Below are 13904 nucleotides of genomic sequence, written 5' to 3' on the forward strand. Positions count from 1 at the left end.
AATAGTGTCAGACCTAAGGAAGACAGGCTTTAAAAGCCTCATTTCCCAATGGTTCCAGCAGGTTCGCCCCGTCAGCCAGCACTGCCGGACCCTGTCGGACACATCTAGCTGGCGCGCTGCCGCGGCGATTCGGACTCAGACGGGGTGGAGGGGGCCTCCAGGGGCACGCTGAAGAAGAAGGTGACGCCCCGGTCCGGCTCGCTCTCCACCCAGATGTGGCCGGAGTGGGCCTCCACGATGAGCCGGCTGATGTAGAGCCCCAGGCCCAGCCCCTTGCCGTCCTGCGAGCGGCCGTCCTCCGTGCGGTAGTACTTGTCGAACAGGCGCGCCGCGTCCCGGGGGGACAGCCCCGCGCCCTGGTTGGTCACCGACACCACGGCGTGGTCGTGCACGGCCGCCAGCCGCACGTCCACCGGCGTCCCCTTGGGGCTGTACTTGAGCGCGTTGGTCAGCAGGTTCGTCACCACGCGCTCCAGGCGCGCGGCGTCCATGGACACCGGGGGCAGCGCCGCCGCCAGGTGCAGCCGGAAGCGCTCGCGCGCGTCGGGGGGCACGTCGCGCTCCAGCACCTCCTCCAGGAAGCGGCCCAGGTCGTGCGCCTCGCGGCGCAGCGTCACCCGGCCGGACTCCAGCCGCGAGCCCTCCAGCAGCTCTTCAATCATCGTGCTCATCCACTCCACGTTGTGGATGATGGCCTGGGCCATGTGGCCCTCGCGCTCCAGCTTCCGCTCGTGCAGCGCGCGCTGCAGCAGGTGGGCGCGCAGGTTGATGGTGTTCAGCGGGTTGCGCAGGTCGTGGGAGATGAGCCCCACGTACTCCTCGCGCAGCTTCTCCAGGTCCCGGCGCTCGGTGACGTCGCGCAGGATGGCGATGCGCGTGGCGTCGTCCTCGCCCTCCAGCGGGCTCAGCCGCACCTCCAGCGGCACGTGGGTGCCGTCCTGCCGCTGCCCGGACACCAGCCGCCCCGCGGTGGCGCGCTCCGGGCCTTCGCCCGTGGCGGACGGGCCGTGGAGCCCCTCCGGCACGAGCAGCTCCACCTCGCGGCCCAGCAGGGCTTCCCGGCGGTAGCCGAAGACGCGCTCCGCCTCCGCGTTGGCGAACCGCACGCGCCCGGTGGCGTCCACCACCACCATGGGGTCCGGCGCGGTGTCCAGGAAGGTGCGGAAGCGCTCCTCGGAGGCCTCCAGCGCGGCGGTGGCCCGCATGCGCTCCCGGTCCAGCACGTCCAGCGCGCGCGCCGCCAGCAGCACCAGCGTGACGCCGCCCGCGGCCACCACCGTGGCGAAGAGGGGCAGCTTCGCGTCGTGGCTGAGCCCGCCCGTCAGGTGCATCAGCACCAGCGTCAGCCCCAGCACCGGCGGCCCCAGCAGCGTCACCGGCACCAGCCGCCGCGCCACGAAGCCGCCCAGCGTGTCCCGGGTGAGCCGCGCCATCAGCCCCAGCTCCGGCCGGGCGCACAGCGTGCCCACGCCCAGCAGCATCAGCACGCAGGTGGTGTGCAGCCCCATGCTGCGCTCCTGGAAGAACGGCGCGGCGGCGGGCGTCACCAGGGGGCCCAGCAGGAAGCCGTTGAGGCCCGTCAGCGCCGCCATCAGCGCGAGCGCCGCCAGCGCGTCCGACCACGACAGCCGCTGCGGGTGGCCCCGGTCCACCAGCGCCAGCGCCGGGCCCAGCAGCATCAGGCACAGCGCCGTCAGGGGCGACGGCGCGACGCCGGACGACGCGATGCCCTCCTCACCGAAGGCGCGCAGCAGCAGCGCGTCCATGCCGCCGTTCCCACCCGTGATGACCCCGTCCACGAGGCTCGCCGCGCCCAGCAGGGCGGTGGCCAGCGCGAGCGCGGTGCCCAGCCGTTGGCGGGAGCGGTGGGGGGTGGCCGGCAGCCGCAGGCCCAGCGCGGCCCCGCCCAGCAGCAGCCCCAGCGCGGCGCTGGGACGCATGGCGGGAAGCGCGGCGCCCATGGACTTGAGGACCATGACGTCCAGCGCCCAGCCCACCAGCACCAGCAGCCCCACCATGCAGGAGGCCACCGCGGAGCTGCGCGCAAGGGCACGGACCAACGCCGTGCTTCGTGGCATGGAACGGCCGCTCATCATCCGCGTCCCCCCGGAACGCCAGCCCTGCATCCTGCCACAACATCTCGTCTTCGGGGGCACCCCGGCAATGAGACGCCGGGGTTGGACGCCTGTCCGCTCTAGGCAGGGATGTCCGACCTGTCGAGGGTTTGGTCAGGGCGCGTAACGGCCCGGGTACACGGTGAGGACCACGCCCAGGCCAGGGCCCACGTCGATGTTGCGCGGCACGTAGGTGTCGGTGCCCTCCACGGACAGCTGGAAGGACGACACACCGGCGCCGGAGTGCACGAAGAGGAACAGACCGTGGCCCGCGGTGCCGGTGGTGTTCACGGACGCGAGGTCCTCGGACGGGTAGTAGACGCGATCCGCCAGCTCCGCGCGGTCCAGCGCCACGCGCGCGCCGCTCACGGGCTGACCGTTGAGATCCACCACGCGCCCCAGCACGAAGCCCGCGGAGGCCAGGGTGGCCGCCGGGTCCCCGGTGTGTCCCTGGATGCGCGGCGCACCCACGGCGGCGCCCAGCTGATCCACGAACGCGGTGGGCAGGGCCCAGGCGTGCGCGTCGATGATGTCCGTGCGCGGCCGGGTGCCGGTGAAGGCGGTGTCGTAGACGAGCGTGGTGCTGCGCACGAGGCCGTCGTGCACCAGGCCCACCGCGAGCCCCTGGTGCACGTCGCGCACGGGCACGTCGGTGATGCGGAAGGAGCCGTCCTCGGACACCGCGCCGGTCGCGAAGGTGGCGGCCGAGTCGTTGACGGCCACGCGCAGGGGCTCCTCCACGCTGAGCGCCATTCCGGTGAGCGACGCGGGTGCGGCGGCCGCGCCCGCGGCCTCCGGGAACACGCGTGCCTCGCCGCTCACGAGGATGCGAAGGTTTTCAAGATCCACCGCCTCGGCGTCCTCGGTCCGCACGCCGGGGTCCGGTGTGAAGCCGCCGTCGCCACAGGCCATCGCCAACAGCCCGAGCACGGCACCACCCGCCGCCCGAATGTAGTGTTTCATCGCGCCGCAACATCTTCACGGCCCGGGGCGATCGCAATCCGTCCCCCGGCACCGTCCGTCCCCTTCAGGACGCCCCGGTGCGCCCGGAGGCTGGACGCACCAGACACCGGGCCCTCCGGGTGTTGAAAACACGTCGGCACCGGGAGCCTGCCCTCCGTCGAGGACGGAGGGCCGCGCCCGGTGCCGCGGGTCACGCCAGGGAGGAGGAGGCGGAGCGCCTACCAGCGCGTCCCGCCCTTGCTGGAGCCGGAGGACGAGCCGGAGCTCTTGCCCGTGTTCCAGCCGCCACCACTGCCGCTGCTGCTTCCACTGCTGCCGCCGCTGCTCCGGCCACTGCCGCTGCTGCTCCCGCCGCTGCCGCTGCTCCGGCTGCCGCCACCGGGGCTGCTCCAGCCGCCACCGCTGCTCCCGCTGCTGCTGCCGGAGCTGCTGCTGCCGCTGCTACCGGAGCTGCTGCTGCCGCTGTTGCTGCTCCGGCTGCTGCCGCTGTTGCCCCAGCCGCCGCCGTTGCCACGGTTGCTGTCGTTGTCGTCGTCGCGGCTCTTGCTGGCCGGGGTGTTCCAGCCGCCACCCTTGTTGTCGTCGCGGTCGTTGTCACGCGAGCTGTTCGTGTCGGGGGCGGCGTTGCTGCGGCCCCAACCGCCGGAGCTGCTGGGGGGCCGGGCGCCGGTGCCATTGCCGCCCGGGGGCGGGTTGCGGCCCTGGTGCACGGGGGCCGGAGCGGGCCGCGAGGGCGTCACGTTGTTGCGGCCGTACCCTGCGGAGGCCGCGTGGCTGTTGTCCCAGCGGTAGCCCCGGCTGCCGCGGTCGTAGGTGTAGCCCGCGCCCCACGAGCCGCGCGGGTAGTAGTCGTGCTGGTGGCGCCCGTGGAGGTTGCAGTAACCGCCGCTCGCGATGGGGTGGTAGTCCCAGTACCAGACCACCGTCGGGCCCCGGTAGTAGTAGACGTCGTCCGTGTAGACGTAGGACGCCTGGGGCGGCTGGTAGTCGTGGACGTGGGCGTAGTCTTCCGGGCACCAGCCGCCGCCGTAGTCGTCGGGGACGGGGTGCGCGCCGGCGAACCGGTACTGCGCCACGGGCTCGACGTAGGTCACGCGGCGGACGGGGCGATGCGAGTGGGCCTCGACGACACAGCCGGTCCCCATCAGCAGGGCCAGGGGGACGACCAGGGCGAGCAAGCGGTTCATGAAGGATCTCCTGGCGCGGAAGTGGACCCTCAAAGCGTCCCGCTCCGCAACCTCTGCCCCCACCGACGGCCGGGTGCGCCGTTAATTCATCCGGGACGCCTGCCCGCCGGGAAGGGGAGGGGCCCACCTGATATGACACCCGGGTCGCGGCCTCCGGGGAGCCGCGCCGGGAGGCATGCGGATGTCGGATGTGGACTTCGGACGCGCGATGGGGGCGTCCTGCGCGTTGCACCCGGGGCGGGAGGCCACGGGCACCTGCGCGCGCTGCGGCAACTTCACGTGCGACGCGTGCAGCCTGAACGGCACGTCGCCGCGCTGCCCCACGTGCCGGGAGCGCTCCGGCGCCACCTTCCCGCTGGACCGGGAGACGTGGACCTTCAGCAAGCTGTGGGACGTGTGCTGGGCGGCGTTCCAGCGCGAGTGGGGCATGCTGTCGCTCGCGGTGTTGATCTACATCGGCGTGAGCATCGGCGCGCAGCTGATGATCAACGTGGCCACGGGCATCGGCGCGGCGTTGGACAGCGGCGCCGTGGCCGTGGTGTTGAGCCTGGTGGCGCTGGCCGCGCAGCAGCTGGCGCAGGGCCTGGTGCAGCTGGGCCTCTTGCGCGTGTGCTTCGACGTGCTGCACGGCGGCCGCGTGGACGTGGCGCGCCTCTTCAGCCAGATGCACAAGGCGGTGCCCTACGCGCTGACGATGCTCCTCGTCTTCGCCATCGTGCTGGTGCCGCTGATCATCCTGGGCGTCCTGGGCTTCCTCGCGGTCATGGGCACGGGCCTGCTGTCGGGCCTCCACCTGGGCGCGGACCCGTCCCCGGGTCAGGTCTTCGACGCGCTGGTGCCCATCATGGGCGTGCTGGGGCTGGCGTTCGTGGTGCTGGTGGTCCCGCTCACGTACCTGCTGCTGCCGCTGTACCTGGTCCAGCCGGAGCTCGCGTACGACGACGTGCCGCCCTCTCCCGTCGAGGTGCTGCGCCGCAGCTGGGCGGCCGCGCAGGGTCAGCGGCTGTCCATCATGGGCGTGGGGCTCATGGCGGGACTCGTCATGGTGGCGGGGTTCTTCGTGTGCTGCGTGGGCTTCCTCCCCGGCATGGCGCTGGCCCAGCTGCTCATCGCGGGGATGTTCCTGGCCCTGCGCGCTCCCCGCGACGAAGCCGCGGAGTCCTTCCCGGGCTGAAGTCCCGCGGGAAGCCGGGCGCGCCTTCGCGAAGGAGGCGAAGGCGCGCGACGCGGACGCTTCAGTGCACCAGCCGCTCGGAGGAACCCGAGCGGGGCGCGACGACCTTGCCCAGGCACGCGAGGATGTGCTCGCGGTACTCGGACAGCTCGCGCAGGCCGCACAGCATCCAGCGGCCGCCGATGACGAGCGTGGGCACGCCGCGCACGCCGCGGCTGCCGGCCAGCCGGTGCTCGTCGTAGATGAGCCGGCGCGTCTCCTCCGAACGGAAGGCCGCGGAGAACTGGTTCATGGACAGGCCCACGCGTGACGCCAGCTCGAACACCACATCCGAGCGCGACACGTTGACGCCCTGCTCCAGCGCGGCGCGCTGCATGGACCGCGCGAGGAAGGCCCGCGCCTGCGGTCCCTGCAACCGCGCCGCCTCCAGCGCCGCCAGGGCCGGCACGCTGGAGCGCGGTGGATCACCGCCCAGCCACAGGTCCGTGGAGAGCAGCGAGGCGGTGGGGTCGGATTCGCGCTGCGCGCGCTTCACCTCCTCCACCAGCCCGCGCACTTCGCGCTCCGTGGGCAGCACGTCGTGCAGACGCAGCGGGTAGGGTCGCACGCTCCAGCGGACGGCGTCGCCAAACTCCTGGCGAAGCACCTCCAACCGTTGGTCGGCGAGGTAGCACCAGGCGCAAAGCACATCCTGGTAGACGGTGATCTGCAGCGGCTTGTGCAGCGTTTTCATCGGGGGTCGCCAGATTAGAGGCGCATCCCCGTCGCTGCCAACACCCCCGGACAATCCGCGCCCGGATGCATTCCCGTATTCCTGAGGAGCATCCAAGGCACCGTGCGCACCGTGAAGCCCCGCACGCATGCCGTGAAGCAGGCGGGCAGGCACACGGGCACTGCTCGCGTGCCTGCTGTCACACCAGCTTCAGGATGCGCGGCCCGCCCTGGCGACCAGCGCGCTGGCCCGGGTCCCCGCGTACACCAACGCGTGCTCCACGATGGTGCCCGCGATGTCCTGGCCGGTGGCGCCCTCCAGGCCCTCGAAGCCGGGGCTGGAGTTGATCTCCATCAGGCGCGGGCCCTCGCGGCCCTCCAGCATGTCCACGCCCGCGACCTCCAGGCCGATGATGCGCGCCGCCATCACCGCGGCCTCCACGTAGGCGGGGGGCAGGGTGATGGCGCGGCCCTCGCCGCCGCGGTGGATGTTGGAGCGGAACTCGCCCTTCTTCGCCTTGCGCCGCATGGCGCCCACCACGGTGTCGCCCACCACCAGCGCGCGCACGTCGCGGCCCTCGCTCTCCGCGACGAACTCCTGGAGGACGATCTCCTGGCCCAGGTCCCAGAAGGTGTCGAGGATGGTCTGCACCTCCGGCAGCGTGTGGGCGATCATCACGCCCACGCCCTGGGTGCCCTTGATCAGCTTGATGATGACGGGCAGGCCGCCCACCTCCTGCACCAGCTTGCGCACGTTGCCGCGGTCATGCGCCATCACCGTCCTGGGCATGTCCAGGCCCGCGCGGGCCAGGAACTGGAGCGCGCGCAGCTTGTCGCGGCTGCGCGCGATGGCCGTGGGCGGGTTGAGCACCGGCACGTCCATCATCTCGAAGTGGTTCACCACCGCCAGGCCGTACGCGGTGATGGACGCGCCGATGCGCGGAATCACCACGTCCACGCCCTTCACCTCCGCGCCGCGGTAGGTCATGCGCGGCTTGCCGCGGGCCAGCAACAGGCAGCAGCGCAGCGTGTCGAAGACGAGCGGGCGGTGACCCCGGGCCTTGATGGCCTCCACCAGCCGGCGCGTCGAGTACAGCGAGCGCTTGCGGGACAGGATGGCCACGGTCTTCTTCGCGCGGGGCCGCTTGGGTCGCGGCGCGTCACCGCGCTCGGGTGCCTGTGCGCCAGGCGGGACTGGCGCCTTCTTCGGCTGGGCTTTTCGGGGGGGCATGCGGGGCGCGGGACACTAGCACGCACGGGCAGGGAGGCACGGCACGTGGGAACCCTTTGCTATCCTCGCGTTCACTGATGACCGCACCGAACCCGCACCCCGACGACATCCACACCAATCCAGGAGACGTCGGCCTCGAGTTGTCGTCCCAGTCCCCCCTGCTGGGGGAGACGCTGGTGGTGGATCCGCGCGCCACCGTGAAGCTGCACAAGTGCCGGCTCCTGGTGACGTCCGGGCCGGACACCGGGCGCTCCATGGCCAGCGACAAGGAGCGGCTTCGCTGCGGCGCCCACCCGGGCAACGACCTGGTGCTGGTGGAGGACCGCACCGCCAGCCGCCACCACTTCGAGGTCCAGTACACCGAGCGCGGCTACCTCCTGGTGGACCTGAACTCCACCAACGGCACCTTCCTGGACGGTCGGCGCATCGAGCGGGCCTACCTGTCCCCGGGCTCGCAGATCCGCGCCGGCTCCTCCGTCATCACCTTCGCCCCGCTGGACGAAGAGGTGGCGGTGGAGCCCGACCGCGAAGGCGAGCTGTGCGGCATGGTGGGCCAGAGCGTGAAGATGCGGCAGGTGTTCGGGCTCATCAAGCGCATCGCGCCCATGGACGTGTCCGTCATCATCCAGGGGGAGACGGGCACGGGGAAGGAGCTGGTCTCCAGCGCCATCCATGAGCTGTCCGGCCGCAAGAAGGGGCCCATGGTGGTGCTGGACTGCGGCGCCATCCCGCCCAACCTCATCGAGAGCGAGCTGTTCGGCCATGAGAAGGGCGCCTTCACCGGCGCGACGTCCAGCCGCCCCGGCGCCTTCGAGCGCGCGCAGGGCGGCACCATCTTCCTGGACGAACTGGGCGAGCTGCGCCTGGACCTGCAGCCGAAGCTCCTGCGCGTGCTGGAGAACCGCGAGGTGCGCCGGGTGGGCGGCAACGACGTCATTGAAGTGGACTGCCGCGTCATCGCCGCCACGCACCGCGACCTGGTGAAGGAGATCGCCGCGGGCAACTTCCGCGAGGACCTCTACTTCCGCCTGTCCGTCATCCACATCCAGCTGCCGCCCCTGCGCCAGCGCCGGGACGACATCCCGCTCATCCTCAAGCAGGCGCTGGCGGAGCCGGAAGTGGTGGACAAGCACGGCCGCAAGCGCTTCTCCGCGGAGGCCCTGGGGCTGCTCATGGCCTACGCGTGGCCCGGCAACGTGCGCGAGCTGATGAACGTCCTCTCCCACGTGCTGACCTTCTCCGACGAGGGCGAGGAGATTCTGCCCTCCCACCTGCCCCCGCGCGTCCGGGGCCAGGCCCGCGAGGGGCCGCTGCCCTTCAACGAGCACCTGGCCTTCAAGGACGCCAAGGAGCAGCTCCTGGAGAACTTCGAGCGCGAGTACGTCACCAGCGTCCTCACCCGCTGCGAGGGCAACCTGTCCCGCGCCGCCCGGGAGAGCGGCCTGCACAGGAAGTCCATCGAGCGGCTGGTGAAGAAGTATCAGCTGGACGCCAAGGGCCTGAAGCCGCGCTGAAACATCGCCGTCGCATGGTTTTCACGGACGGTGTGTTTTCCCCGGGAAGTTTCCAAGGGGGGCCGACCTCTGCGACACTCCAGGCCCCCCTTCGGACCCCGACGCGGTGTGTCGGCGGTCACTTGACGGATATTGCGAGACGCCCCCGTCCCGCAGGATGAGCTTCCGTATGAGCGCACGATCCCCCCGTGAAGCAGGCGAATCCGGCCAGGCCCTGGTGGAGGCCGCGCTGTCGCTGCCGCTGGTCGTGTTCCTGATTCTGGGGGCGCTGCAGCTCTTCCTGATGATGCAGGCGCGGGTGATGACGCACTACGCGGCCTTCCGGGCGACGCGCGCGGGCAGCGTGGCGCACGGGGACTGCGAGCGGATGACCCACGCGGCCATCCTGGCGCTGATTCCGACCTTCCACTCCTTCATGGGGCAGGGGACGGGGTCGCTCAACGGTCCCCTGGGCCGCGGCGCGGGTTCGGACGCGCCCCGGCTGCTGGCGGAGGCGTTCGCGGCGCGGATGAACAACCGCTACGCGGGCTCCGGCGGCCCGGGCCCCGGCCTGGACGGAGTGCATAACCGCAGCATCGTCTGGATCCTGCGGGACCTGGCGGGCGGCGGCGTGGACAGCCCGGAGGACAGCGACTTCGACCGGCCGGGGCACCTGCGGCGGCTGGAGGTGCAGCTGGTGTTCTGGTACCCGCTGCGCATCCCGTTCGCCAACTGGGTGATGTCGCGCATGTTCCTGGCGCACTTCGGCCTGCGGCCCTACACGGACGCGAACCCGCTGCTCGTGGCCGAGCGCAACGCCAACTGGAACGGCGGTGAGGTGACGCCGTCGCACGTGCTGGACGGCGAGCTGGCGGCGGAGCTGGCGGACCGCGTGAACGCGCGGCAGTACGTCTTCCCCATCATCACCACGTTCACCATGCGGATGATGACGCCCGTGAAGTCGCGTTACTTCGCCACCATGAATTGTCCCCGGTGAAAGCCATGAAGCGCTCCTCCCCCCAGCGCGGTCAGACCCTGGTGCTGTTCGTCCTCAGCATGCTGTTGCTGCTGCTGATGGTGGCCCTCACGCTGTCGTTCACCATGAAGGTGCGCGAGCGCATCGAGGTGCAGACGGTGGCGGACGCGGCCGCGTACTCCAACGCGGTGGCCACGGCGCGCACGTTCAACACCATCGCCGTCTCCAACCGCGCGGAGATCGCCCACATGGTGGCGAACGCCGGCGCGGCCAGCCTCCTGAACTGGGCCAGCCTCTACCGGGGCGAATTGAACGCGGCGAAGGCGGGCTACGCGGCGTGGCTGCCCGTCTACCAGGCCTTCGCCCTCGCCGGTTGCCCCTGCGCCTGGAACGCCGCCTGTGCCCGCGCGTGCCGGTGCGGCTTGCGCGGGACAACGGACCTGGGCCGGCTGATGACGAAGCTGCAGCGCGAGGACCTGCGCGTGGAGGCCGTGTTCCAGTCGCTGGATCCGATGGTGGGCCTGCAGATGCGCCTGCATCAGCTGGCGGCGGGCGCGCTGTACGCCTCCTCGTATGCGGACTTCAGGAGCCTCAAGGACAAGGTGAACGACCAGGGCTTCGCCAACGACATCCTGGGGGACCTGGTGCCGGGCAAGAACCCTCGCGACGCGGGGTGGCTGGCGCCGTCCGCGGGCAACATCTCCAAGAAGGAACTGGCGGACAACACGGCATGCCTGGGTGGCGGCGCGGCCTGTGATCCGCTCCCGTTGACGGTGGCCCACGCAGTGGACGCGGCCATGGGCAGCCGCGGCTTCACCTTCGTCACGTCGCGCACCATCGAGCAGTACATCGCGCACGAGGCGAACCTGGCCTTCGTCATCATGCCGCCGGACATCGTCACGCTGCCGTTCGCCGCCGGCACGGCCCACTTCGGCAAGCCGATCCTCCAGTACGGGTTCTTTCCCCCCTATGCGCCTGCGGTCACGGCGGAAGACCAGAGCGAGGTGGCCTTCATCTACAACCATATCGCGCATGGCGGTGGGCCGCCGTGCCCGGTGATGGTGGGCGGCGTCGTGCCGACCCTGGCCCTGTTCGCGGCCTCCGGCGGCATCATGCCCACGCCCACGCATATGTGGTTTGGTGGCACGGACCCTGCGCCCTTCGCGCGGCACATGCTGGCGCCGTGTCTGGGAGGTCCGTCCAGCTGCCCGGGCATCTGGCCGCCGTTCTTGGACTACAACCTGACGGAGCTGTGGCCCAACGGCGAGGACAACAACTTCGGGCAGCCGAAGAACTTCGCGGTCATCCAGCGCGACCGCAGCAACATGCCCGCGGCGCAGCAGGACCCGTGGAACCTGGCGTTCCGCTTCCGCTTCGAGGCCAGCAACCCGAACCCGAACGCGGGCAAGTTCGACAACCGCAGCGCCACCATGGCGGATGGCACGCCGCTGGGCATCCAGACGGCGCTGTCCACGGGCATCGCGTACTACCACCGTGGGCGCAGCGCGAGCTTCTCCCACTGGAGCGAGCCGCCCAACCTGCTCAACCCGTACTGGCGCGCCACGCTGGTGCCGGTGGACACGGACGAATCGGGTCTGGATGACGCCATCGGCGCGCTGGGCGCCAGCTCTCCGGCTTCCGCCGCGACCATCCAGGAACTGCGGCGCGTGGGCTTCAAGGGGTTCCAGTGATGAACAGCCATCTTCGTCGTCACCAGCGGGCGCGGGGCCAGTCCATCGTGGAGGCGGCCATCGGCGTCACGCTGTTCATCACCATCCTGGTGTTCGGCATCCACTTCGCGGAGGTGGGCTTCCTGTCGCTGAAGGTGCAGGAGGCCGCGGTGTCCGCGCTGTGGAACGGCACGCATGGACGGATGCACAGCCTCCTGATTTCGGACTTCGACCCGGCGGAGGACTCCATGCGGCAGGGCGGCGAGGACGCCCAGGCGCGCTATGCGGACTTCAATGGCCTGTCGTCCGTGAACCACGGTGACACCATCACCCAGGTGTTCACGCAGGGCTCGGGACTGCGCGTGAACTGCGGACCGGGCGGGGGGCTGGGCTGGAATGGTCCGGTGTTGACCCGGCTGCTGTTCCGCGACCAGGGCAGCAGCTCGTGTAGCGCCCAGGCGAACCTGAGCGCGTGGAACATCCCCAGCCGGTTCCTGGACCAGACGCCGGAGACCGGCCTGTACAACCAGCAGCACCTGGAGGCCGCCAACGCCAACATCCAGGTGTGTGGCATTGGCCGCGCGGTGGGGGGCACCTGCCCGGGTCGCTTCTCCATGCTCGTGGACGACTGGGGACTGGCGAGCGAGGAGGAGACCACGACCTGCCTCCTGTTCCAGGACATGGCGGTCCCCTGCACCAACGCCGCCTTCTACGTCGTCACGAAGGGCGTCTACGAGCCCACCACGCTGCCCATCCCGACCTACGCCAGCTTCCTGGCGATGGATGCGCTCTTCATGAACCCGCTGCCTCCCCTGGTGCTCATGCAGCGCGAGAACACCTTCTGGATGAGCGCGCCGGGTGAGGAGACCAACTTCATGCAGTACTTCATGAAGCCCGCGGCGCTGGGCAACCTGTGGAACACGACGCCTGGCGCGCTCATTGGCATCACCACGCCCCACTACGGAATGTCCTATCTGGACCGTACCGGCAATGGCGGCTGTTTCCTTGGAAAGGATTGCTGAAGATGAAGATGCGAAGCCTGCTGTCGGGTGGAGTGCTGGCGTTGGTGCTGGGCATGGGCCTGGTGGCGTCTCCCGCGCGCGCGGACAGCAACTCATGCAACACCGACTGCGCGACGAAGAACGGGGACACGCTCAACGCCTGCATCACCGCCTGCCCGGCGCCGAGCAGCCCGGGGGCGGCGAAGGACAGCAGCCGCGCCTGTTCCGCGCGCTGCGCGCAGAAGTTCCAAGCCCAGTTCAACCAGTGCAAGTCCCGCTGCCCCAAGCCGGAGGGCGACACGGGTCCGAAGTCGGGCAAGTCGGTCAAGGCCGCGCGTTCGCAGCGGCAGTAGGAAGGAATCGTTGATGACGCGTGGAATCGGGCGCTGGGCCCTGCTGCTGGCACTGGCGGGCGCCTCCCCTGTATGGGCCCAGCGGGCCAACTTCACCTGGGACATCCCGAAGACCGTCAGCGTGGTGGACGTGCCGGGCCAGGTGGACGCCAACGGCGTGCCGGTGAAGCTGCGCGCGGTGCGCAGCAAGGAGAAGGCGCAGACCATCCTGCAGAGCGTGGTGGACCGCTGGCTCTCCTGGGGCTTCGTGGTGCCGGAGGCGTACAGGCAGCTGCAACTGCTGCGCGAGCCGATGGTGACCGCCGTCGACACGCGCAACTTCATCTCCTACACGGCCATCCTCCAGGTGAACCCGGACGGCACCACCACGGTGTTCCTGGGCGAGGCGAACCTGGGCGCGGCGAAGGCCCCGCAGCCCGCCGGACTGCCCGTCTTCCCGGGAGGCTCCGGGGTCCTGACGGCGGAGACGGAGGGCGCGCGCACGGTGAGCTACTCGGTGCCGGGCAAGACGACCGCAGAGGTGGAGGCCTTCTACCGCGAGGCGCTCACGAAAGCGGGCTTCAAGGAGATCCAGCCCCGCGTGTTCAAGTCCTCCACGGAAGAGGTCTCGCTCAACCTGGGCGTCACCAAGGAAGGTCCGGTGGCGGTGCGGCTGGTGCGCCGGGCCGTGGCGCCGGACGATGGGTTGACCCCGGGCGAGTGACGCCAGCGGGAGAGGGAAGACAGGAGCGACATGACGACGCGAATCGCGGTGAGGGGCTGGCTGGGACTGATGGCGCTGGGCGCGGTGCTGGTAGCGCCCCAGGCGCTCGCGCAGACGTGCGACGAGAAGTGCTCCATCAGCGCTGGCTCCACGCTCCAGGCCTGTGTGAGGAAGTGCCCCGCGAAGGACAAGTCGTGCAATGAGAAGTGCACGAAGGCGTTCCAGGCCGCGAAGGCGAAGTGCGCCAAGAAGTGCCCCAAGGGCAAGGGCAAGTCCACGCCCCAGCCGCACTCGCACGACCACGGCGACGACGACCACGAGGAGTGAG

General features: G+C 70.6%; 13 protein-coding genes. 8 read left to right on the plus strand and 5 right to left on the minus strand.

The features are described from left to right. Nucleotides 1–104: 104 nt before the first annotated feature. From AABA78_RS09415 to AABA78_RS09425, 3 genes are all read right to left on the minus strand, one after another. The gene (locus tag AABA78_RS09415; protein WP_338262646.1) at nt 105–2078 is read right to left on the minus strand and encodes a sensor histidine kinase; all 1974 of its coding nucleotides are present in this window, start codon (nt 2076–2078) and stop codon (nt 105–107) included. A 150-nt stretch (nt 2079–2228) separates the two neighbouring features. Then, complete coding sequence (locus AABA78_RS09420) at nt 2229–3077, minus strand: carboxypeptidase regulatory-like domain-containing protein (protein ID WP_338262647.1); 849 nt, start codon at nt 3075–3077, stop codon at nt 2229–2231. 218 nt (nt 3078–3295) lie between these two features. Further along, the gene (locus AABA78_RS09425; protein WP_338262648.1) at nt 3296–4264 is read right to left on the minus strand and encodes a hypothetical protein; all 969 of its coding nucleotides are present in this window, start codon (nt 4262–4264) and stop codon (nt 3296–3298) included. Nucleotides 4265–4439: 175 nt separating this feature from the next. Here AABA78_RS09425 and AABA78_RS09430 point away from each other — a divergent pair, with 175 nt between their 5' ends. Next, nucleotides 4440–5438, plus strand: a complete 999-nt coding sequence (locus tag AABA78_RS09430) for a hypothetical protein (RefSeq protein WP_338262649.1) — start codon at nt 4440–4442, stop codon at nt 5436–5438. 61 nt (nt 5439–5499) lie between these two features. Here AABA78_RS09430 and AABA78_RS09435 read toward each other — a convergent pair whose 3' ends face one another. Together AABA78_RS09435 and AABA78_RS09440 are read right to left on the minus strand one after the other, a co-directional pair. Continuing rightward, complete coding sequence (locus tag AABA78_RS09435) at nt 5500–6171, minus strand: DsbA family oxidoreductase (RefSeq protein WP_120526339.1); 672 nt, start codon at nt 6169–6171, stop codon at nt 5500–5502. Nucleotides 6172–6360: 189 nt separating this feature from the next. Next, nucleotides 6361–7380, minus strand: coding sequence for an ATP-grasp domain-containing protein (locus AABA78_RS09440; protein ID WP_171420510.1), 1020 nt, complete (start codon nt 7378–7380; stop codon nt 6361–6363). Between the two features lie 77 nt (nt 7381–7457). Here AABA78_RS09440 and AABA78_RS09445 point away from each other — a divergent pair, with 77 nt between their 5' ends. From AABA78_RS09445 to AABA78_RS09475, 7 genes are all read left to right on the plus strand, one after another. After that, nucleotides 7458–8894: a sigma 54-interacting transcriptional regulator gene (locus AABA78_RS09445; protein WP_338262651.1), complete on the plus strand. Its 1437-nt coding sequence runs from the start codon at nt 7458–7460 to the stop codon at nt 8892–8894. Between the two features lie 169 nt (nt 8895–9063). Next, on the plus strand, nt 9064–9870 hold the full coding sequence (locus AABA78_RS09450) for a TadE/TadG family type IV pilus assembly protein (protein ID WP_338262652.1): 807 nt from the start codon (nt 9064–9066) through the stop codon (nt 9868–9870). Between the two features lie 5 nt (nt 9871–9875). After that, nucleotides 9876–11540, plus strand: coding sequence for a pilus assembly protein TadG-related protein (locus tag AABA78_RS09455; RefSeq protein ID WP_338262653.1), 1665 nt, complete (start codon nt 9876–9878; stop codon nt 11538–11540). After that, nucleotides 11540–12541, plus strand: a complete 1002-nt coding sequence (locus AABA78_RS09460; protein WP_338262654.1) for a pilus assembly protein — start codon at nt 11540–11542, stop codon at nt 12539–12541. Before AABA78_RS09455 ends, AABA78_RS09460 begins: the two co-directional genes overlap by 1 nt. A 2-nt stretch (nt 12542–12543) precedes the next feature. Next, a complete protein-coding gene (locus AABA78_RS09465) occupies nt 12544–12873 on the plus strand; it encodes a hypothetical protein (RefSeq protein ID WP_338262655.1) in 330 nt (109 codons plus the stop codon). Nucleotides 12874–12886: 13 nt separating this feature from the next. Continuing rightward, nucleotides 12887–13576: a hypothetical protein gene (locus AABA78_RS09470; RefSeq protein WP_338262656.1), complete on the plus strand. Its 690-nt coding sequence runs from the start codon at nt 12887–12889 to the stop codon at nt 13574–13576. A 30-nt stretch (nt 13577–13606) separates the two neighbouring features. After that, the gene (locus AABA78_RS09475; RefSeq protein ID WP_338262657.1) at nt 13607–13903 is read left to right on the plus strand and encodes a hypothetical protein; all 297 of its coding nucleotides are present in this window, start codon (nt 13607–13609) and stop codon (nt 13901–13903) included. Nucleotide 13904 lies beyond the last annotated feature (1 nt).

The sequence above is a fragment of the Corallococcus caeni genome (assembly GCF_036245865.1).
Classification (GTDB): Bacteria; Myxococcota; Myxococcia; order Myxococcales; family Myxococcaceae; genus Corallococcus; species Corallococcus caeni.

What these genes read in the sequence shown, in the direction of transcription:
- AABA78_RS09415 (WP_338262646.1), bottom strand. Translation starts at nt 2,078, where the DNA reads ATGCCACGAAGCACGGCGTTGGTCCGTGCCCTTGCGCGCAGCTCCGCG.
- AABA78_RS09420 (WP_338262647.1), bottom strand. Translation starts at nt 3,077, where the DNA reads ATGAAACACTACATTCGGGCGGCGGGTGGTGCCGTGCTCGGGCTGTTG.
- AABA78_RS09425 (WP_338262648.1), bottom strand. Translation starts at nt 4,264, where the DNA reads ATGAACCGCTTGCTCGCCCTGGTCGTCCCCCTGGCCCTGCTGATGGGG.
- AABA78_RS09430 (WP_338262649.1), top strand. Translation starts at nt 4,440, where the DNA reads ATGCGGATGTCGGATGTGGACTTCGGACGCGCGATGGGGGCGTCCTGC.
- AABA78_RS09435 (WP_120526339.1), bottom strand. Translation starts at nt 6,171, where the DNA reads ATGAAAACGCTGCACAAGCCGCTGCAGATCACCGTCTACCAGGATGTG.
- AABA78_RS09440 (WP_171420510.1), bottom strand. Translation starts at nt 7,380, where the DNA reads ATGCCCCCCCGAAAAGCCCAGCCGAAGAAGGCGCCAGTCCCGCCTGGC.
- AABA78_RS09445 (WP_338262651.1), top strand. Translation starts at nt 7,458, where the DNA reads ATGACCGCACCGAACCCGCACCCCGACGACATCCACACCAATCCAGGA.
- AABA78_RS09450 (WP_338262652.1), top strand. Translation starts at nt 9,064, where the DNA reads ATGAGCGCACGATCCCCCCGTGAAGCAGGCGAATCCGGCCAGGCCCTG.
- AABA78_RS09455 (WP_338262653.1), top strand. Translation starts at nt 9,876, where the DNA reads ATGAAGCGCTCCTCCCCCCAGCGCGGTCAGACCCTGGTGCTGTTCGTC.
- AABA78_RS09460 (WP_338262654.1), top strand. Translation starts at nt 11,540, where the DNA reads ATGAACAGCCATCTTCGTCGTCACCAGCGGGCGCGGGGCCAGTCCATC.
- AABA78_RS09465 (WP_338262655.1), top strand. Translation starts at nt 12,544, where the DNA reads ATGAAGATGCGAAGCCTGCTGTCGGGTGGAGTGCTGGCGTTGGTGCTG.
- AABA78_RS09470 (WP_338262656.1), top strand. Translation starts at nt 12,887, where the DNA reads ATGACGCGTGGAATCGGGCGCTGGGCCCTGCTGCTGGCACTGGCGGGC.
- AABA78_RS09475 (WP_338262657.1), top strand. Translation starts at nt 13,607, where the DNA reads ATGACGACGCGAATCGCGGTGAGGGGCTGGCTGGGACTGATGGCGCTG.